The sequence below is a fragment of the Proteus sp. Marseille-Q3619 genome (assembly GCF_965283115.1).
On sequence record NZ_CBDIMP010000001.1, the window covers coordinates 3,548,080 to 3,569,048 of the forward strand.

Consider the following 20,969-nt stretch of genomic DNA (forward strand, 5'->3'; position numbering starts at 1 on the left):
ATATTCAAGATGTTAATAATTAAAATTGAATTACTTAGTGCAGAATTAATAAATAAAAATATAAGTATCTAAATAATTTTATATTTAATCAAATAACATCCCTCTTAATTTATTTGTCTATTGGAGTTTTTACCTGTTTATGGAATCGTTAACATTACAACCTATCGCTCATATCGAAGGTGTTATTAATTTACCAGGATCAAAAAGTGTCTCTAACCGTGCGTTGTTATTAGCGGCTTTAGCTAAAGGTAAAACTCGTCTAACCAACTTATTAGATAGTGATGATATTCGTCATATGCTTAATGCATTAAAAGCGTTAGGTGTGCAATATCAATTATCAAATAACAATACGGTATGTGATATTGAAGGGCTAGAGGGAAAGTTTAAAACCAATTCGCCATTAGAGCTCTTTTTAGGTAATGCAGGTACAGCAATGCGCCCATTAGCGGCTGCATTAAGTCTTGGTGAGCACGATATTATTCTTACGGGTGAACCTCGTATGAAAGAGCGTCCAATTGGGCATTTAGTTGACGCTTTACGCCAAGGTGGCGCAAAAATTGACTACCTTGAACAGGCAGATTATCCGCCAATTCGCCTATGTGGTGGTTTTTTAGGTGGTAATGTTGAGGTTGATGGGCGTGTTTCTAGCCAATTTTTGACTGCATTATTAATGACGGCACCTTTAGCTGAGCAAGATACGATTATCACCATTAAAGGCGAATTAGTATCAAAACCTTACATTGATATTACCTTAGCATTAATTAATACCTTTGGTGGAAAAATTGAAAACCAAGACTACCAACGCTTTGTTATAAAAGGTGGACAGCAATATCAATCACCAGAAAAGTACCTTGTAGAAGGTGATGCTTCATCTGCTTCTTACTTTTTAGCCGCTGCTGCCATTAAAGGTGGCACTGTACGAGTTACAGGTATAGGTAAAAATAGCTTACAAGGGGATATCCATTTTGCTTCTGTGCTTGAAAAAATGGGCGCAAAAGTACGCTGGGGTGATGACTATATAGAGTGTGAGCGTGGAACGTTAAAAGGCATTGATATGGATATGAATACTATCCCTGATGCAGCAATGACCATTGCTACCACGGCACTTTTTGCTGAAGGTGAGACTGTTATCCGTAATATCTATAACTGGCGTGTAAAAGAAACTGACCGATTAGCGGCAATGGCAGCAGAGTTACAAAAAGTGGGTGCGATAGTTGAAGAAGGGCACGACTACTTAAAAGTAACGCCACCAAAACAGTTAACCACTGCGAATATCGAAACTTATAATGATCACCGCATTGCGATGTGTTTTTCGCTGGTGGCACTTTCAGATACGCCAATTACTATTCTTGATCCAGGATGTACTGCAAAAACCTTCCCTGATTATTTTGAGAAATTAGAAACACTTTCTCAACGTAATAATTAATGTGAAAATCATTAATTAAAATGAGTCAAAATTAAATCAATTAAATCGGTAGTATTGGACTTTTTGAAGAACAATACTGCCGATTTTTTATTGTGATTAGATTAATTTTTCTAAAAAATACACTATCTCGAAAAAATAATATTAAATAAGACCCTTTAGTGCTTATCTGCTTGTTTCTTCCTATACATTGTATGCGTATAATGTCGCGCATATATTAATACTGTTTTTCTCTGTTTGAATACAATGCCTATTATATCAATGTAATAAGAGCAACAAATACAGAAATGCAGTGCCCACGAAAAGGAGAAACTCATGGCGGTTATCGTCCCTGTTATAACTGTTGATGGGCCTAGCGGAGCAGGTAAAGGAACATTATGCCAAGCATTAGCGAAAGCGTTTGGCTGGCATTTACTCGATTCTGGCGCTATTTATCGTGTATTGGCATTAGCGGCTTTACATCACCATGTTGATATCACCTCAGAAGATGCTTTAGTTCCCCTGGCTGCAAATTTAGATGTACGTTTTATTCCTAATGAGAATGGCTTAAGTGTCATTCTTGAAGGTGAAGATGTTTCAACTGAAATTCGAACAGAAACAGTTGGGAATACGGCATCACAAGCTGCGACTTTTCCTCGTGTAAGAGAAGCATTACTGCGTCGTCAGCGCGCATTTCGTACAGCGCCGGGCTTAATTGCAGATGGTCGAGATATGGGCACAATTGTTTTTCCTGATGCTCAAGTAAAAATATTTCTAGAAGCGAGTGCAGAAGAGCGCGCGCGTCGTCGCATGTTACAGTTGCAGGAAAAGGGCTTTAATGTTAACTTTGAGCGCCTTTTATCCGAGATAAAAGAACGCGATTACCGTGACCGGAATCGCGCTGTTGCGCCACTTGTTGCGGCGAAAGATGCATTAATTCTCGATTCTACAAGCTTGTCTATTGACGAAGTCATTGAAAAATCGTTGACTTATGCTAAAAAAAATCTGCAATTATCAGCGTAATTAATTTTTATTTCGTTTATACTAGGTAATTATCAAAATCGGGTTGACGTGTTAATGAAAACACAACAATGCCCGATGACCTTGTCACAAAGGATGTAACGAGGTATGTGAAACAACCCCATTCGGCCGGATGCTAAATGGACGTTAATTAAATTTACTTGAAGATCATTAACATGACAGAATCTTTTGCTCAACTCTTTGAAGAATCCCTAAAAACAATCGAAACTCGTCCTGGCGCTATCGTTCGCGGCGTTGTAGTTGCTATCGATAAAGACGTTGTTCTGGTTGATGCAGGTCTGAAATCAGAATCTGCTATTCCTGTAGAACAATTCAAAAACGCTCAAGGCGAATTAGAAATCCAAGTGGGCGACGAAATTGATGTTGCTCTGGACGCGGTTGAAGATGGCTTCGGTGAAACCGTTCTGTCTCGTGAGAAAGCTAAACGTCACGAAGCGTGGCTGATGCTGGAAAAAGCTTACGAAGAAAACGAAACTGTTGTTGGTATCATCAACGGTAAAGTTAAAGGTGGTTTCACTGTTGAACTGAACGGCATTCGTGCGTTCTTACCAGGTTCACTGGTAGACGTTCGCCCAGTTCGCGATACAACTCATCTGGAAAACAAAGAGCTTGAGTTCAAAGTCATCAAATTAGACCAAAAACGTAACAACGTTGTTGTGTCTCGTCGTGCGGTTATCGAATCTGAAAACAGCGCAGAACGCGATCAGTTATTAGAAAACCTGCAAGAAGGCATGGAAGTTAAAGGTATCGTTAAGAACCTTACTGACTACGGTGCATTCGTTGATCTGGGCGGTGTTGACGGCTTACTGCACATCACTGACATGGCTTGGAAACGTGTTAAACACCCAAGCGAAATTGTCAATGTTGGCGACGAAATCACTGTTAAAGTCCTGAAATTCGACCGTGAACGTACTCGCGTATCATTAGGTCTGAAACAACTGGGCGAAGATCCATGGGTAGCTATCGCTAAACGTTATCCAGAAGGTACTAAACTGACTGGTCGTGTAACTAACCTGACTGATTACGGTTGCTTCGTAGAAATCGAAGAAGGCGTTGAAGGTCTGGTACACGTTTCTGAAATGGATTGGACTAACAAAAACATTCACCCATCTAAAGTTGTTAACGTTGGTGATGTTGTTGAAGTTATGGTTCTTGACATCGATGAAGAACGTCGTCGTATTTCACTGGGTCTGAAACAGTGCAAATCTAACCCATGGCAGCAGTTCGCAGAAACTCACAACAAGAACGACCGTGTTGAAGGTAAAATCAAGTCTATCACTGACTTCGGTATCTTCATCGGTTTAGACGGCGGTATTGATGGTCTGGTTCATTTATCTGACATTTCTTGGAATGTTGCAGGTGAAGAAGCAGTTCGTGAATACAAAAAAGGCGACGAAATCGCTGCTGTAGTTCTGCAAGTTGATGCTGAACGTGAACGTATCTCACTGGGCGTTAAACAATTATCAGAAGATCCATTCAATAATTACCTGTCTGCTCACAAAAAAGGTGCTATTGTTTCTGGTAAAGTAACTGCTGTTGACGCTAAAGGCGCAACTGTAGAATTAGCTGACGGTGTTGAAGGTTACCTGCGTGCTTCAGAAGCTTCACGTGACCGCGTTGAAGATGCAACTCTGGTTCTGAATGTTGGCGAAGCTGTAGAAGCTAAATACACTGGCGTTGACCGTAAAAACCGCGTTATCAACTTATCTGTTCGTGCTAAGGACGAAGCAGACGAGAAAGACGCTATCGCTTCTGTAAACAACAAAGAAGAAGTTGGTTTTTCAAACAACGCTATGGCTGAAGCTTTCAAAGCAGCTAAAGGCGAATAATTTAAGTTATTAACGGAAGGCAACGTTAATCGTTGCCTATTTATCGGTAGTTTAGGGAGGTAATATGACCAAGTCTGAGTTAATCGAGAGACTTGCAGGCCTACAATCTCATCTTTCGGCTAAGACGGTTGAAGAAGCTGTAAAAGAAATGCTTGATCATATGGCTGATACTTTAGCTGATGGTGAGCGTATCGAAGTCCGCGGATTCGGCAGTTTTTCTCTACACTACCGTGCGCCGCGTACGGGTCGTAACCCGAAGACTGGTGATAAAGTAGATCTGGAAGGTAAATACGTTCCACACTTTAAGCCAGGTAAAGAGTTACGTGACCGTGTAAATATTTATACGGAATAATAACTCCTGTCGAAATGGCACGATGTTAGTTAACTTTCTCAAAAACGGTGCTTAGGTGCCGTTTTTTTATTACCAATTATTATGACTTTTAGCGTATTTTCTGCTTCCTAATTCTCTTCAATCTCTGATCTTGAATTGATTGATTTGCTCTATTTACTTTATCCCACTAGTACCTACCTTTCTTACTTCTTCTTTACTACTGTATTCTGCTTTAGTTGTAATTTCTCTATTTAATTACCTGTATCACTTAGTTGTTTTGCTTTTTACGAGTTTCTTCTCAAAATTCATTGTATGCAACAAGAGATCTTTTTCTTTTCATAAAGCATCTCTAAAAAATGACCTAAAAGTCTTTCTTTAATTGAATGGTAATATCATGATATTTAAAGAATAATTGAAGGTAAGGATGCTGAAAATGATTTTATTGAATCAAATGATAAATTTTTTTGAGTTAAGGGTGTTATCAATAAAACGTAGGTACTCTCATTCAGCCTATTTTCAAAAACTCTATTTCACAAAGTTAACTTTAGATAATATTGCTTTAGCAATGATATTAGGTTGCTTGCCATTATTAGCTCAACATACACTTTTTAGCCAAACTATTTATTCTATTATTATTCTAGTTGCTCTATTTCTATTATTTTTTCCTTTTTGCTCATTCCGATTTTTAGCAATATTTCTGTTTTTCTGGGTTTATTCAAATATGGTTGCGTCATCGTTAATGACGAGAACGGAACAGTTTGCTGATAATATGGCAATATTTGAAACCAAAGTTATGGAATATCGCCAATTAGCAGATGGTAATATTATTATCAAAATACCTATTACGAAAAAAACGCTCTTTTCATCATCTGTTTATGCTAACGTGTATTGGCGAAATCCGCCTAAAAATATAGCGGTAGGGCAATATTGGAAGTTTAAGATTCAATTCAGAGCTGTACATAGCTATTTAAATGAAGGTGGGTTTGATAGCCAAAAATATGCCGTTTCTATGAAAGAAACTCTAACGGGTAAAGTGATGACGGCTAAGTTTATCCGAGATGATATATCACTGCGTACTCAGCTTATTCAGACCATCTCAGCTTATTGGCAAACAACAAAAAATAAAGGTGAAATAATTGCTTTAGTCTTAGGTGATAAGCGATATATCGAACCTGAAAAAAAAGAGCTCTATATGAAAACAGGCATTGCACATTTAATTGTGATATCGGGTTTACATATAGGTTTAGCTGCCTTTGCTGGTTGGGTTATTGCAAGAGGTATTCAATTTCTTTTTCCTATCAGATGGATTAACCCACAGTTTCCATTAGTTATAGCTTGGCTATGTGGTGTTTTCTATGCCGCGTTATCGGGTTGGGGAATACCAGCAACAAGAGCTGTTATTGGATTAACCGTTTGGGTGATTTTGCATTGGGGGAGCCGATTATTTTTATCTTGGCAATGGGCACTTTGGAGTGCTGCACTCATTCTTATTGCTGAACCTCTTTCTATACTTTCAGCCAGTTTCTGGCTCTCATTTTCTGCTATATTCGCCATCATTTTTTGGTATTGGATGTACCCATTAAAAACTAAATATAATTATCAAAAACGGTGGTTTATTTTAAGATTAGTACATTTACAATTTGGTTTATTAATTATTTTATTACCATTTCAATTATATTTATTTAATGGTGCTAATTTTTTTAGTTTTATTGTTAATTTATGGGCGGTTCCTATTATTTCTTTTATTACCGTACCATTAATAATGCTTGGATTATTGACATTTTTTCTCTCATTTTTCCAACCGATAATTTGGCATTGGGTTGATCTTTCAATTAACCTTGCTTTTTGGTGTGCTCCATTATTTTTACCATTTTGGCAAGATAGCGGCGCTATCCCCTTATTATTAGGATTTTTGGGAATTGGTATTATTTTAGTCATCAAAATGTCATGGTGGTATCATCATTTTATTTGTATTGTGGCTATTGCTACTATTTTATATTGTGAATTCGCCGCTTCTTCACGCTATCAATGGCGAATGTCTATGCTAGATGTTGGGCATGGTTTAGCGGTTATTATTGAAAAAGAAGGAGAGGCAATTATTTATGACACTGGAATACGTTGGAAAAGTGGTGGTTCAATTGCAAAAAGTGTCATTATTCCTTATTTAAAAAGCCTTCGACTTAAACCCGTTGCATTGATAATTAGTCATGATCATCTTGATCATACGGGTGGTATTAAAGATTTAATAAAAGCTTATCCTAACTTAAGCATTCGTAGTAGTTTTGACGATCCTTCGCATTTACCTTGCTTAAGCAATAAATCATGGCAGTGGAAAGAGCTTCAATTTGATGCATTATGGCCACCGAATAAATCACTTTCTCCGAAGAATAATCAATCCTGTGTAATTAATGTCAGCGATGGTAAACACAATATTCTTTTGACTGGAGATATAGAGAAAGAAGCTGAAGCTCAATTGGTAAGAGTAAAAAAAGAACAACTGAAAGCAGATGTTTTACAAGTCCCTCATCATGGTAGTCAAACATCATCCACATTGATGTTTATTCAAGCTATATCACCAAAAATTGCACTCGTTTCTGCTGCTCGTTATAGCCCTTGGCGTTTACCTTCTGATAAAGTACATCATCGCTATAAAAAAGAAGCTATTAATTGGCTAACAACCTCTATTAGTGGGCAAGTTTCTATCGAGTTTAATCAAGATATTATTGATGTATTTACCTATAGACGAGATATTTTACCTCGTTGGTATCATCAGTGGTTTGGTGTTTTGACGTTTCCCGAGTAGAATGTCCGGCTAATTATTAAAAGTTTGGTAATATATATGAATGATATAGATCTATCAACGTGGCAAACATTCCGCCGCCTATGGCCAATGATCCGACTTTTCAAAGCGGGTTTAATCACAGCTGCAATTGCATTAATTATCAATGCGGGCGTGGATGCATTTATGATTTCCTTATTAAAACCGCTTCTTGATGAAGGTTTTGGTAAAGCGAGTAATGACGTATTAAAATGGATGCCTTTTGCCGTTATTGGACTGATAGTTCTGCGTGGTATATCTAACTTTATTTCAAGTTACTGTCTTTCTTGGGTATCAGGAAAAGTGGTAATGAATATGCGTCGCCGACTGTTTTCCCATATTATGGGAATGCCGGTGAGCTTTTTCGATCAGCAATCAACAGGGACTTTACTCTCCCGTATCACATATGATTCAGAACAAGTTGCCTCTTCATCATCAGGTGCATTAATTACTGTTGTACGTGAAGGTGCTTATATCATCGGGCTATTCTGTTTGATGTTTTACTATAGCTGGCAATTGTCTCTGATCCTTATCGTTATCGCGCCTATTGTTGCTTTTGTTATTCGTTTAGTATCGACTCGCTTTAGAACGATCAGCAAACGAATTCAAAACAGCATGGGGCAAGTGACAACTAGTGCAGAACAAATGCTAAAAGGGCATAAAGAAGTTCTGATTTTTAATGGTCAAGAAGTTGAAAATAAACGCTTTAACCATGTGAGTAATCATATTCGCCGTCAAGGTATGCGTATGGTTGTTGCGTCGTCAATTTCAGATCCTATTATTCAATTGATTGCTTCTTTCGCATTAGCATTTGTCCTATATGCAGCAAGTTTCCCTGAAATTATGGATACATTAACAGCTGGTACAATAACGGTTGTTTTCTCCTCAATGGTTGCATTAATGCGTCCATTGAAATCGCTGACTAATGTGAATGCTCAATTTCAGCGTGGTATGGCCGCTTGTCAGACGCTATTTGCTATCCTCGATATGGAGCAAGAAAAAGACACAGGTAAATTAGAGCTGAAGAAACCGACTGGTGATATTGAGTTTCGTAATGTCACTTTCCAATATGTGACGAAAGATACACCAGCTTTAAAAAATATGTCATTTACTATTCCTGCTGGGAAAACTGTTGCATTAGTTGGACGCTCAGGTTCGGGTAAATCTACGATTGCAAACCTGATCACACGTTTTTATGACATTAATGAAGGTGAGATATTGATTAATGGTCATGATATTCGTGAATACACATTGAAATCTTTGCGTAATCAAGTGGCTCTGGTTTCTCAAAATGTGCATCTTTTTAATGAAACAGTGGCAAACAATATCGTCTATGCTTGTGAAGATCAGTATACCCGTGAAGATATTGAAAAAGCGGCGAAAATGGCACATGCGATGGACTTTATCCAAAAAATGGATAAAGGCTTAGATACTGAAATTGGTGAAAATGGTGTGCTACTTTCAGGCGGACAACGTCAGCGTATTGCAATTGCAAGAGCGTTATTGCGAGATTCACCAATTCTTATTCTTGATGAGGCAACATCAGCACTAGATACAGAATCAGAGCGTGCTATCCAGTCAGCACTTGATGAACTACAGAAGAATAGAACTTCTTTAGTGATTGCTCACCGTTTATCAACGATTGAGAAAGCGGATGAAATATTAGTTATTGAAGACGGTGAAATTATTGAACGCGGCGCACACCTTGATTTGATTGAGAAAAAAGGTATCTATGCTCAACTTCATAGGATGCAATTTGGCAAATGATTGAACGGATTTGGTCTGGTAAATCTTGGTTTTATATCCTATTGCTTCCATTCTCATGGTTGTATGGTGCGATCACACTGTTAAGGCGTTTTGCATATCAAAAAGGGTGGTTAGCATCATGGGAAGCCTCTGTTCCTGTTGTGATTGTTGGCAATTTAACTGCAGGTGGGAATGGTAAAACACCTGTTGTGATATGGCTTGTTGAGCAATTAATACAGCAGGGATTTAAACCAGGTGTTGTGTCTCGTGGTTACGGCGGGAAATCAGACCATTATCCATTACTTTTGACATCCGATACATCACCTTCTATGGCAGGTGATGAACCTGTATTGATTTATCATCGAACAGGTGCTCCCGTTGCGGTTGCACCTAATCGACGAGATGCAGTAAAAGCGTTATTAGCTCAATATGAGCTTGATGTGATCATCACTGATGATGGTTTGCAGCATTATGCATTACAGCGTGATTATGAAATTGTTGTTATTGATGGCCAACGTCGGTTTGGCAATGGTTGGTGGTTACCAGCAGGGCCTATGCGGGAGCGTGCAGGGCGCTTAAATTCAGTAGATGCAATTATCGTTAATGGCGGAGTAAGCCAAGGTAACGAGATAAGCATGGTGCTGGAAGGTGATATTGCTGTTAATCTTAAAACGGGAGAAAAGAAACCCGTTCAGCAAATTAAAAAGGCTGTTGCTATTGCTGGAATTGGTCATCCACCTCGATTTTTTAACTCTTTACATGAAAAAGGGATAGAGTTAATCACAACAAAAGCATTTAGTGATCATAGTGATTATAGCGCTCAAGAATTACAGGATCTAACGCCAGATTTAGAACCTCTTATTATGACAGAAAAGGATGCTGTTAAATGTCAGCATTTTGCGCAAGATAATTGGTGGTATTTACCCGTTAGCGCTGAATTAAATAGTCAATCTGTGCTAAAACAAGTCAGCAATTTAATTTACGGCTCGAAAAAAACTTGTATCTGATCTGAAACAATGATATTTATAGTGGAAATCAGGATAGCGTTACATAAAAGATTACCTACCTACAGTTGCATATCGCTTTTGTCGTAGTTCAATTTAACTCGCCATTACCCTATCTACTCAAAAGCCTTGTGTGGAGAGTTTGTGGATCTTGAATGTAGGGTTAATATTTTGTGCAGTGAATAGCGTTGGCTTTTGTGCACAATGAATGATAAAAACCATTTTTGATGGTGACTAATTATCTCTATATTCGGTTATCTTTTTTATCAGTGCGCAATAAATATCAACATGTCATCTTTTTGTCATATTGATACTGTAAATATTTATTGTGCTTTAAGATATTTATTAAGCTTAGCTATCACGATTTTGAACATTTATATTGAATAATAAAATGCACTACTTAAATTAATGTGTTCAGAATTTAATTGGGGTTTTATATAAGAAGACTTAATAAAAAGTAGGATGCATTTGTATAGGAAAATAAAACTATACAAAGAACAAAAGGAGTTTATCTATCATGACATTACAATTAAGAATGGGTCGCGTAAAATGGTTTGACAATAACAAGGGTTATGGTCTTATTGTTGCAAGAGATATTGAACAAGAAGTTTATGTCAATAAAAAAGCGATTGCCAATACAAAAAATAAAGCATTAACAGAAGGTCAAGACGTTGAGTTTTCTGTTATCAGAACAGCAGCAGGTTTAGAAGCCGCTGATGTTATTGGGTTTTAAATAAGGCTTAGCCTTGTTAAAGTTGTAGATAAAACGATAGTTTAACATCGAGATTAAATTATCGTTTATGCCTATTTTTAGGTAGGTAGGCGGAAATAGTTTACCACCAAGCTGAATAAGTAATATAAAAGAGTCATTTCGTTAATTAGAATGCAATAAAGATAATAAAAAGGTTAAATTATTATCAATAAAAGCTGAATGTAATTCTTTATTAATGATGTTGCAGACTCAACGATAAAAAGCCACACTAATGTGGCTTTTTTGTTGCTTATAGTAAAAGAGAAAATAATAAATTTATTAATAACTAAAATAATTTTCGAATTATCACTAAACGAGAGGTTTTGAGTATTAACGCTGATCCTTCCTTATGATATCCTTTTGCCATATAAAATGATTAACCCTTGAGAGGGACAAAATGGATCACCGCTTACTTGAAATTATTGCTTGCCCAGTTTGCCACGGCAAACTTATCTTTGATAAAGAAAACTCAGAGCTTATCTGCAAAATTGATCATTTAGCTTATCCTGTTCGTGACAATATCCCCGTTCTTCTGGAGAATGAAGCAAGAGAATTATCACTAGAAGAGGAAAAGTAACTTCATGTTCACGGTCATTATCCCAGGTCGATATGCATCGACCCGTTTACCAGGTAAACCCCTCGCGGATATTCATGGCAAACCTATGATTGTTCGTGTGATGGAACAGGCTATGCGCTCTGGTGCAAACCGTGTCATTGTTGCAACCGATAACTTAGAGGTTGTTGCAGCAGTTGAAAAAGCGGGCGGGGAAGCGTGTATGACTCGCGAAGATCACCATTCAGGCACAGAACGTTTAGCAGAAGTCATTGAAAAATATCAATTTGCAGATGATGAGATAATCGTTAACGTACAAGGTGATGAGCCTCTTATTCCACCCGCTATTATTGCCCAAGTAGCCGAAAATTTGGCAAATTGTGGTGCTGGAATGGCAACATTAGCAGTGCCTATTGTTGACTCAAAAGAAGCTTTTAATCCTAACGCGGTGAAAGTCGTGATGGATGCAAAAGGTTTTGCACTTTATTTTTCTCGTGCAACCATTCCTTGGGAAAGAGACCGTTTTAATTTATCACACGATGAAATTGGTGAGCATTATCTACGTCATATTGGTATTTATGCTTACCGTGCGGGCTTTATCCGTCGATATATTACTTGGGAACCAAGCCCATTAGAATCTATTGAAATGTTAGAGCAACTGCGTGTGCTGTGGTATGGTGAAAAAATCCATGTTGCAAAAGCATTAGAAGTTCCTGGTGTGGGTGTAGATACACAAGATGATCTTGTCGCAGCAAGAGCGGCATATCGAGCACTTAACCAAGAATTTTAGTCTTTGAGCGACAACAAATAATATCAACGGCACTTAATTTTAATTAAGTGCCGTTTTTGTATCAGTCAGCAAAGATATTTTTAATTATTGGCTTTTTTCTTTATCAGATTGATGATCTTCATTTTCAGGAATAGTGGCGGGTTGTCCAGTCGGTTTTATTGATTGCCACATCGATCCTAAAAACTCATACCATGCACGTTCACTGTGTTGAAAATAAGTGGCGGAGGGAAAATATTTCTCCCAAGGATGTAATGGTGAAGTGATAGCCAATTGGTTAGCTGGCGCAACGATAGGGTTCATGCCTCGTGCTAAAAAGAAACGTTCAGCGCGTGCTAAATGGTTGGCAGACGTCACAAGCAAAAATGGTTTCTTACCAATTAATTTATCAACTTCATAGGCTTCTTCTTCTGTATCTTTCGGTGTTGATAGTGTGATAGTTTTATCCGCAGGTACACCTAAAGATTGTGCCACCTGAGCCGCTACCTCTGCACTACTTATCTGATTAACACCTGCACCCCCTGTAAAAATCAGTGTCGAATTGGGATTGCGGTAATAAAGTCTTACACCTTCAGCAACACGAAACAAACTATTGTTAAGAAGATTAGAACTTGGTGCCCATTCTGGGTTATAAGTAAATCCACCACCTAAAACAACAATGTAGTTCACATCTTGTTGCGAATTTTCTCGTAATTCATAACGAGCTTGATACTCTTTTTCACTTGGCATTAATAGTGTATCGGCAACAGGTTGTATGCCTAGAATAGTTAACAGAACAAGCGCAACAGTGAGTAGGCTTTTTCCGGTTTTTTGCCAACGTGTAAACCAAAGTAGTGCTAATGCAAAAAAGGCGATTAATAAGAGCAAAGGCAAGGGCATCAGAAAGCCTGCAACATATTTTTTGAGCAAAAACAGCATAAATCATCCTAGATTGAGTGAAATACATGCAATTGATAGTGAAAGTTTAGTGAAAACTAGGGGAATTCCAAGACGTTGTGTCAAAATAGCTAACACAACAACGATTCACTAAGTTTTCATCAATAGAAATAAAGAACCGTTTAATTATTTATAAAACGATAAACGTTTGAACGTTAATTTTTTCATTAATAAGCGTTATATTTGTACTGCGCTTTGCGAATAGTCTGATTCATGACTTATTTCTTTAGAGAAAACAGTCAGTATCATAGAACACTGGTAAAATTGCCGTCTTTATTTATGTACAGTGTCTCATATTTTTAAATTTATCAGAACGCAGAGAGCGCAAGTAGTAAGTTGTTATCATGAGGCGTTTTAATGTCAGATCGTAATTTTGACGATATTGCAGATAAATTCTCCCGCAATATCTATGGCACAACAAAGGGTAAAATACGTCAAGCGGTGATTTGGGAAGATTTACAACAATTATTGACCCTTTTGCCTAACCGAAGTTTGCGTATTTTAGATGCAGGTGGAGGTGAAGGTTATTTCTCTCGTCAGCTTGCTAAATTAGGACACCAAATTATCTTATGTGATTTATCACAAGAGATGCTTAATCGCGCACAAGAAGCTGCGATTGAAGAGGGTGTTATCGAGAACATGACGTTTATTTGTTGTGCGGCTCAAGAGATTAAAGAGCATATAGATGAAGGGGTTGACTTAATTCTATTTCATGCAGTATTGGAATGGATCACGGATCAGAAAGACGCCGTAAATGTTCTTACCGATATGTTGCTACCTAATGGTATCTTATCGCTGATGTTTTACAATGCGAATGGTATTGTCATGAGAAATGCGATTTTAGGAAATTTTCATCTGGCAAATCCTGAGATCCCACGTAGAAGAAAAAAATCGCTATCACCTCAAAACCCATTACAACCAGAAGATGTTTATCAATGGTTAGATGAGTTTTCGATGACAATATTGGGAAAAACGGGTGTTCGTGTTTTCCATGATTATTTGCAAAGTCGTCAGTTACAAAATAAAGACTTTCCATCGTTGCTTGCATTAGAGCAACGATATTGTCGGCAAGAGCCCTATATCAGTCTGGGGCGTTACATTCATGTCATGGCACAAAAGCGTGTAAATTAAGGATGTACTATGAGTGATTTTACCCAGACCGTTCCTGAGTTAGTGTCTTGGGCGAGAAAAAATGATTTCTCAATCTCACTGCCACCAGAAAGATTAGCTTTTTTGATGGCTGTCGCTGTATTAAACAGCGAGCGCCTTGATGGCGAAATCAGTGAAGGGGAGTTAATTGATGCCTTTAGGGAAGTGTGTAAAGGCTTCGAACAACCTGCAGAATCAATACAAGTTCGCGCGAATAATGCCATTAATGACATGGTAAAGCAGCGGCTTTTTAACCGTTTTACCAGTGAATTGGTAGAAGGTAATGCAATATACCGTTTAACCCCGTTGGGAATTGGAATTAGTGATTACTATATTCGCCAACGCGAATTTTCATCATTGCGCTTATCTATGCAACTTTCTATTGTGGCGGGTGAGCTTGATTCAGCGGCAAGCTCTGCTGAAGACGGTGGTGATGAATATCATTGGCACCGTAATGTTTTCGCGCCTCTAAAATATTCAGTGGCGGAAATTTTCGATAGCATTGATTTATCTCAGCGAATTATGGATGAGCAGCAAAATACAGTAAAAGAAGATATTGCTGCGTTATTAAACCAAGATTGGCAAGCGGCTATTTCAAGCTGTGAACAGCTGTTATCTGAAACATCTGGTACATTAAGAGAGCTACAAGATACGCTTGAAGCAGCTGGCGACAAACTTCAAGCCAATCTCTTACGTATTCAGGAAGCAAACATGAATACGGGCCATGTTGAGCAAATAGATACATTAGTATTTGAACTTCAAAGTAAGTTAGACCGCATTATTAGTTGGGGTCAGCAATCTATTGATTTATGGATTGGATACGATAGACATGTCCATAAATTTATTCGTACAGCGATTGATATGGATAAAAACCGTATTTTCTCTCGTCGCTTACGTCAATCTGTACAAAACTATTTCGACAGCCCATGGGCATTAACTTACGCTAATGCTGATCGGTTGTTTGATATGCGTGATGAAGAACTGGCTCTACGTGATGACGAAGTCACGGGTGAGTTACCCGAAGAGCTTGAATATCAAATGTTCAGTGAAGTGAACGAACAGATAGCGCAATGGGTAGAGCAAGAGCTTGCTTCTTACAAATTAGAACAACGAGCATTAGATCTCAGTTCAGTGTTAGTTGAATATCTTAATCGTTATCCGCAACAGAAACATTTCGATGTTGCACGTATTGTCATTGATCAAGCAGTACGATTAGGTGTAGCGAAAGCTGAGCTCGCAGGATTACCTGCAAAATGGTCAGAAATTAACGAATATGGAGCTAAGGTACAAGCGCATGTCATCGATACATACTGAACAATTTATGCCAGCAAAACTGGCGCAGGCATTAGCGAACTCACTTTTTCCTGAACTGGATAGCCAGTTACGTGCAGGTCGACATATCGGTATAGACTCTCTGGATAATCATGCTTTTTTGATGGATTTTCAAGATGAGTTATCAGACTTTTATGCGCGTTATAACGTCGAATTAATCCGAGCGCCAGAAGGATTCTTCTATTTGCGACCTCGTTCAACCACACTTATTCCACGCTCTGTCCTCTCTGAAATGGATATGCTGGTGGGGAAAATTCTTTGTTATCTCTACCTTAGCCCTGAGCGGTTAGCCAATCAGGGAATATTCACCGTTCAAGAGCTGTTCGATGAATTAAGAACATTAGCAGATGAAACCAAACTTTTACGTTTAGTGAATCAACGCTCAACAGGTTCTGATCTTGATTTGCAAAAATTACAAGAAAAAATAAGAACCTCGTTAAATCGTTTACGTCGTTTAGGCATGATTTCATTCTTATTAAATGATATGCAGCGTTTCTCGATCACAGAATCTGTTTTCCGTTTTGGTGCAGATGTGCGTAGTGGTGATAATCCGCTTGAGGCTCAAATGCGCATGATCCGTGATGGTGAAGCAATGGCGCTTGAAGATAGCTCAGAAACACTTAACGACGATGAAGAAAATGAAGATGAGCAATTACAATCCAGTGAAGATGATGCGGAGGGAGAAAATAAATGATTGAACGGGGAAAATTTCGCTCATTAACACTTATCAACTGGAATGGGTTCTTTGCTCGTACTTTTGATTTAGATGAGTTGGTGACTACGTTATCAGGTGGTAATGGTGCGGGTAAATCAACCACTATGGCTGCATTTATTACAGCTATGATCCCTGATCTTACTTTGCTTCATTTCCGTAATACCACAGAAGCAGGATCGACAAGTGGATCTCGTGATAAAGGGTTATACGGGAAATTGCGTCCGGGTGTGTGTTATGCCGTATTAGATGTGATCAACTCGCGTCACTTACGTGCTGTGGTCGGTGTTCGTTTACAGCAAATTGCAGGACGTGATAAGAAAGTTGATATCAAACCCTTTATGATCCAAGGGCTGCCAATGGCAGAAAACCCAACAGAAATTTTAACGCAAGCTGTTGCAGATCGCCAAGCCCGTGTTTTACCGCTTAATGAATTAAAAGAAAAAGTTGAAGCCATTGATGGGGTTGTTTTTAGACAATTTAACTCTATCACTGATTTCCACGCGGTGATGTTTGATTTAGGTGTTATTCCTAAACGTTTACGTTCAGCAAGTGATCGTGCCAAATTTTATCGTTTAATTGAAGCCTCATTGTATGGCGGTATTTCAAGTGCGATTACACGCTCTTTACGTGATTATTTACTACCTGAGAATAGTGGTGTAAGAAAAGCGTTCCAAGATATGGAAGGCGCATTACGTGAAAACCGAATGACACTTGAAGCTATTCGAGTCACTCAATCTGATCGTGACTTATTTAAGCATTTAATTACAGAAGCGACATCTTATGTTGCAGCTGACTATATGCGCCATGCCAATGAACGACGCGTTCATCTTGATGAAGCTTTAACTGTGCGCCGTGAGTTATGGAGTCAGCGTAAATCCATTAATAACGAAGCGTATCGATTTGTTGAAATGGGGAAAGAGTTAGAAGAGCAACAAGCGTTATCTTCTGATCTTGAAGCCGATTATCAAGCGGCAAGCGACCGACTAAACTTAGTGCAAAATGCGGTTCGCCAACAAGAAAAAATTGACCGCTATGTTGCTGATGTCGAAGAAATCACTTTTCGCTTAGAAGAACAAAGTGAAGTTGTTGAAGAAGCAGCTTCTAAGAAAGAAGAGCTTGAAGCGCGCGTGGAGTCTGCTGAAGAAGAAGTTGATGAACTGAAAAACCAGTTGGCAGATTATCAACAAGCATTAGACGTACAACAGACGCGTGCTATTCAATATCGTCAAGCTGTACAAGCGTTAGAGCGCGCTAAAGCACAGTGTGATATTGCGGATTTAGACGAGAAAAATGCTGATCAATGGGCTGAACGTATTCAAGCCAAAATTCAAACCATTACGCATTCATTACTCTCTATGGAACAGAAACTCAATGTTTCTGAAGCGGCTAAAACGCAATTTGATCAAGCCTATAAACTGGTAAGTTCAATTGTAGGTGAGGTTGAACGTCAAAATGCATGGGATGCGGCAAAAACAGCATTACGTGAATGGTCTTCTCATCGACATCAAGCGGATAGGGTTCATCCTATTCGCATGCAGTTGGCAGAATTAGAGCAACGCTTGCATCAACGAAATAGTGCAGAGCGCCAGCTTGAAGAGTTTAACAAACATCATGGCAAGTCGATGGAGCCTGATGATTTGTTAATTCTTCAAGATGAGTTAGAAGCCAAAATTGAAGAGCTTAGCGATTATGTTAATGAGTCTGGCGAACACCGCATGCAAATGCGCCAAGAGCTGGATCAACTTAAACAACAAATTGAAAAGCTGAAAAAACAAGCACCTGCATGGCTTGCTGCACAAGATGCGTTAACACAATTATGTGAACAGACTCGTCAATCTTTTGAAACGGGTCATCAAGTAACAGAATATATGCAACAATTACTTGAGAAAGAGCGTGAAGCAACCGTATTACGTGATGAAACTGCAACTCGTAAACAGCAGATTGAAGCACAAATTGAACGTTTAAGTCAGCCAAGTGGTGCAGAAGACGGACGTTTAATTACATTAGCGGAACGTTTTAATGGTGTTTTATTATCAGAAATTTATGATGATATTACGTTAGACGATGCGCCTTATTTCTCTGCATTATATGGCCCTGCACGTCATGCAATTGTTGTGCAAGATCTCTCGTTGATTCAGGAACAATTAGAAACATTAGAAGATTGCCCTGAAGATCTCTATTTTATCGAAGGTGACCCACAATCTTTCGATGATAGTGTATTTAATGCTCAAGAGATGGATAAAGCGGTTCTTATCAAAAGTACTGATAGACAATGGCGTTATTCTCGCTACCCTGAAATTCCGCTTTTTGGTCGTGCTGCGCGTGAAAATCAATTAGAAATTTTATCGCGTCAGCGTGATGAACTTTCAGAGCTTTACGCAACACAAGCTTTTGATGTGCAGAAGATCCAACGTGCCCACCATGCCTTTAGTCAGTTTGTGGGACAACATATTTCTGTGGCATTTGAGGCTGATCCTGAAGAGAATATTCGCCAGCTTAATCAACGACGTAACGAGCTAGAAAGAGCGTTAGCGCAATACGAAGAGAGTACTCAACAACAGCGTCAACATTATGCACGTACTAAAGAATCGCTGAATCTTCTTAATAAACTTATTCCTCAAGTTAATATCTTGATGGATGAAACTCTGATTGATCGTGTTGAAGAGTTACGCGAAGAGCTGTATGTCGCTGAAGAGTCAATGCGTTACTTACAGCGCCACGAAAAAGCATTAGCAGCATTAGAGCCTATCGCTTCAATCTTGCAAAGTGATCCACAAGCGCATGAACAATTAGCGCAAGATTACGAGCAAGCAAAAGCAGAGCAACAACGTTATCAGCAACAAGCTTTCTTGCTGGTGGAAGTGGTACAGCGCCGCCCACACTTTAGTTATAGTGATGCCGTTGAGATTGTCAGTGAAAATAGTGATCTTAACGAGAAGCTACGTCACCGTTTAGAGATGGCAGAAACAGAACGTGCTACGGCAAGAGAACTTTATCGTCAGCAACAAGCTCAATGTGCTCAATTTAATCAAGTACTTGCCTCATTAAAAAGCTCTTTTGACACTAAATCTGAATTGCTCAGAGAGCTTGAGCAAGAGATGCGTGATACGGGTATCCAGATTGATGTTGGTGCTGAAACAAGAGCAAAAGAGCTACGTGACCAGCGCTATTCTGCGGTAAGTGCAAACCGTACTCGTATTAGTCAACTTGAGCGTGATATCGCATTGAGTGAAGCAGAGCGAGATAATCTCACCAAGAAAATTCGTAAACTTGAGCGTGATTACGTTCAAATTCGTGAGCATGTTGTGAGTGCAAAAGCGGGTTGGTGCGCGGTTATGCGATTAGTGAAAGAAAATGGTATGGAGCGTCGCTTACATCGACGAGACTTTGCTTATCTTTCTGCTGATGAGCTACGTTCAATGTCGGATAAAGCGTTAGGTGCATTACGCCAAGCGGTTGCTGACAATGAATATTTACGTGATGCGTTACGCCGCTCAGAAGATGCGAAATATCCAGATCGTAAAGTTCAGTTCTTTATTGCGGTATACCAGCATTTAAGGGAACGTATTCGTCAAGACATCATTAAAACTGATGATCCGGTTGATGCAATTGAACAGATGGAAATCGAACTTGCTCGCTTAACTGAAGAGTTAACTAGTCGTGAGCAAAAATTAGCGATTAGTTCACGAAGTGTCGCGAATATTATTCGTAAAACTATTCAGCGTGAGCAAAATCGTATCCGTATGTTAAACCAAGGTTTACAAGCAGTTTCATTTGGTCAGGTGCGAGGTGTCCGACTCAACGTCAATATACGTGAAAGTCATCAAGTGTTATTGGATGTGTTATCTGAAGAAGATAACCAGTATCAAGATCTATTTAAAAACCAAAACCTTACTTTCTCTGAAGCAATGGCGAAGCTTTATCAGCGTTTAAACCCTCAAGTGGACATTGGTCAACGTATGCCACAAACCGTGGGTGAAGAGCTGTTAGATTACCGTAATTACCTTGAAATGGATGTTGAAGTTAATCGTGGACCAGAAGGTTGGTTAAAAGCAGAAAGTGGTGCTTTATCAACAGGTGAAGCGATTGGTACGGGGATGTCAATTCTGGTTATGGTGGTACAAAGCTGGGAAGAAGAATCGCGACGTTTAAGAGGAAAAGATATCTCTCCTTGTCGTTTACTCTTCCTCGATGAAGCTGCGCGTTTAGATGCGAAATCTATTGCAACGTTATTTGAGCTTTGCGACCGTCTTGATATGCAGTTAATTATTGCGGCACCAGAAAATATCAGCCCAGAAAAAGGAACAACCTATAAATTAGTGCGTAAAGTGTTCAACGGCACTGAACATGTACATGTTGTTGGCTTAAAAGGTTTTGGTCAACAGGCTGAGAAAGATAAAATCGGATCATCAAATGTTGCTGAAATAACAGAATAATTTTATCCCATTATTAGCCTCAAAAGGGCAAGAATAAAGGCGCTGCGGGCTTATGCTTATAGCGCCTTCTTTTTTCAAAGTGTTACATAGATCAAAAAATGAAAGCAAATTAACAAAAAAATGAAATCTTAAGTGGTAT

Annotated in this window: 15 protein-coding genes; 14 read left to right on the forward strand and 1 reads right to left on the reverse strand. The window is 38.8% G+C overall.

The window, feature by feature from the left end:
• The first annotated feature begins 139 nt into the window (after positions 1-139).
• The 10 genes from aroA to kdsB all read left to right on the forward strand — a co-directional run bounded on the left by aroA (position 140) and on the right by kdsB (position 12,265).
• Positions 140-1,426 carry a 3-phosphoshikimate 1-carboxyvinyltransferase gene (aroA, locus tag ACWPWK_RS16275; protein WP_109373523.1) on the forward strand — a complete coding sequence of 429 codons (1,287 nt, stop codon included), beginning with the start codon at positions 140-142 and terminating at the stop codon, positions 1,424-1,426.
• A 312-nt stretch (positions 1,427-1,738) separates the two neighbouring features.
• Entirely contained in the window at positions 1,739-2,425 is a 687-nt protein-coding gene (gene cmk, locus ACWPWK_RS16280) for a (d)CMP kinase (RefSeq protein ID WP_098943727.1), read from the forward strand.
• A 173-nt stretch (positions 2,426-2,598) separates the two neighbouring features.
• Positions 2,599-4,272, forward strand: a complete 1,674-nt coding sequence (gene rpsA, locus ACWPWK_RS16285; protein WP_006537421.1) for a 30S ribosomal protein S1 — start codon at positions 2,599-2,601, stop codon at positions 4,270-4,272.
• A gap of 64 nt (positions 4,273-4,336) precedes the next feature.
• A complete protein-coding gene (gene ihfB / locus ACWPWK_RS16290) occupies positions 4,337-4,624 on the forward strand; it encodes an integration host factor subunit beta (RefSeq protein WP_006537420.1) in 288 nt (95 codons plus the stop codon).
• Positions 4,625-5,054: 430 nt separating this feature from the next.
• Positions 5,055-7,406 (forward strand): DNA internalization-related competence protein ComEC/Rec2, encoded by a 2,352-nt coding sequence (locus ACWPWK_RS16295; RefSeq protein ID WP_348271747.1) that lies wholly within the window; start codon positions 5,055-5,057, stop codon positions 7,404-7,406.
• Positions 7,407-7,442: 36 nt separating this feature from the next.
• Positions 7,443-9,188 (forward strand): lipid A ABC transporter ATP-binding protein/permease MsbA, encoded by a 1,746-nt coding sequence (gene msbA, locus ACWPWK_RS16300; protein ID WP_109373525.1) that lies wholly within the window; start codon positions 7,443-7,445, stop codon positions 9,186-9,188.
• Complete coding sequence (gene lpxK / locus ACWPWK_RS16305) at positions 9,185-10,174, forward strand: tetraacyldisaccharide 4'-kinase (RefSeq protein WP_109373526.1); 990 nt, start codon at positions 9,185-9,187, stop codon at positions 10,172-10,174. The genes msbA and lpxK overlap by 4 nt, the downstream gene beginning before the upstream one ends.
• A gap of 514 nt (positions 10,175-10,688) precedes the next feature.
• Positions 10,689-10,904 (forward strand): cold-shock protein, encoded by a 216-nt coding sequence (locus ACWPWK_RS16310; protein ID WP_023581324.1) that lies wholly within the window; start codon positions 10,689-10,691, stop codon positions 10,902-10,904.
• Between the two features lie 415 nt (positions 10,905-11,319).
• On the forward strand, positions 11,320-11,499 hold the full coding sequence (locus ACWPWK_RS16315) for a Trm112 family protein (RefSeq protein WP_004244593.1): 180 nt from the start codon (positions 11,320-11,322) through the stop codon (positions 11,497-11,499).
• A 4-nt stretch (positions 11,500-11,503) separates the two neighbouring features.
• Entirely contained in the window at positions 11,504-12,265 is a 762-nt protein-coding gene (kdsB, locus tag ACWPWK_RS16320) for a 3-deoxy-manno-octulosonate cytidylyltransferase (protein WP_109373527.1), read from the forward strand.
• An 84-nt stretch (positions 12,266-12,349) separates the two neighbouring features.
• Here the strand turns inward: kdsB and elyC are convergent, their stop codons facing one another.
• Complete coding sequence (gene elyC / locus ACWPWK_RS16325) at positions 12,350-13,180, reverse strand: envelope biogenesis factor ElyC (protein WP_109373528.1); 831 nt, start codon at positions 13,178-13,180, stop codon at positions 12,350-12,352.
• 375 nt (positions 13,181-13,555) lie between these two features.
• On the opposite strand from elyC, the gene cmoM reads away from it, so the two are divergent.
• The 4 genes from cmoM to mukB are packed head-to-tail and all read left to right on the forward strand — an operon-like array spanning position 13,556 to position 20,830.
• A complete protein-coding gene (gene cmoM / locus ACWPWK_RS16330; protein WP_109373529.1) occupies positions 13,556-14,329 on the forward strand; it encodes a tRNA uridine 5-oxyacetic acid(34) methyltransferase CmoM in 774 nt (257 codons plus the stop codon).
• A gap of 9 nt (positions 14,330-14,338) precedes the next feature.
• Positions 14,339-15,661, forward strand: a complete 1,323-nt coding sequence (mukF, locus tag ACWPWK_RS16335; protein WP_109373530.1) for a chromosome partition protein MukF — start codon at positions 14,339-14,341, stop codon at positions 15,659-15,661.
• Positions 15,642-16,373 (forward strand): chromosome partition protein MukE, encoded by a 732-nt coding sequence (gene mukE, locus ACWPWK_RS16340; RefSeq protein WP_109373531.1) that lies wholly within the window; start codon positions 15,642-15,644, stop codon positions 16,371-16,373. The genes mukF and mukE overlap by 20 nt, the downstream gene beginning before the upstream one ends.
• On the forward strand, positions 16,370-20,830 hold the full coding sequence (gene mukB / locus ACWPWK_RS16345) for a chromosome partition protein MukB (RefSeq protein ID WP_109373532.1): 4,461 nt from the start codon (positions 16,370-16,372) through the stop codon (positions 20,828-20,830). The genes mukE and mukB overlap by 4 nt, the downstream gene beginning before the upstream one ends.
• The last annotated feature ends 139 nt before the right edge of the window (positions 20,831-20,969 follow it).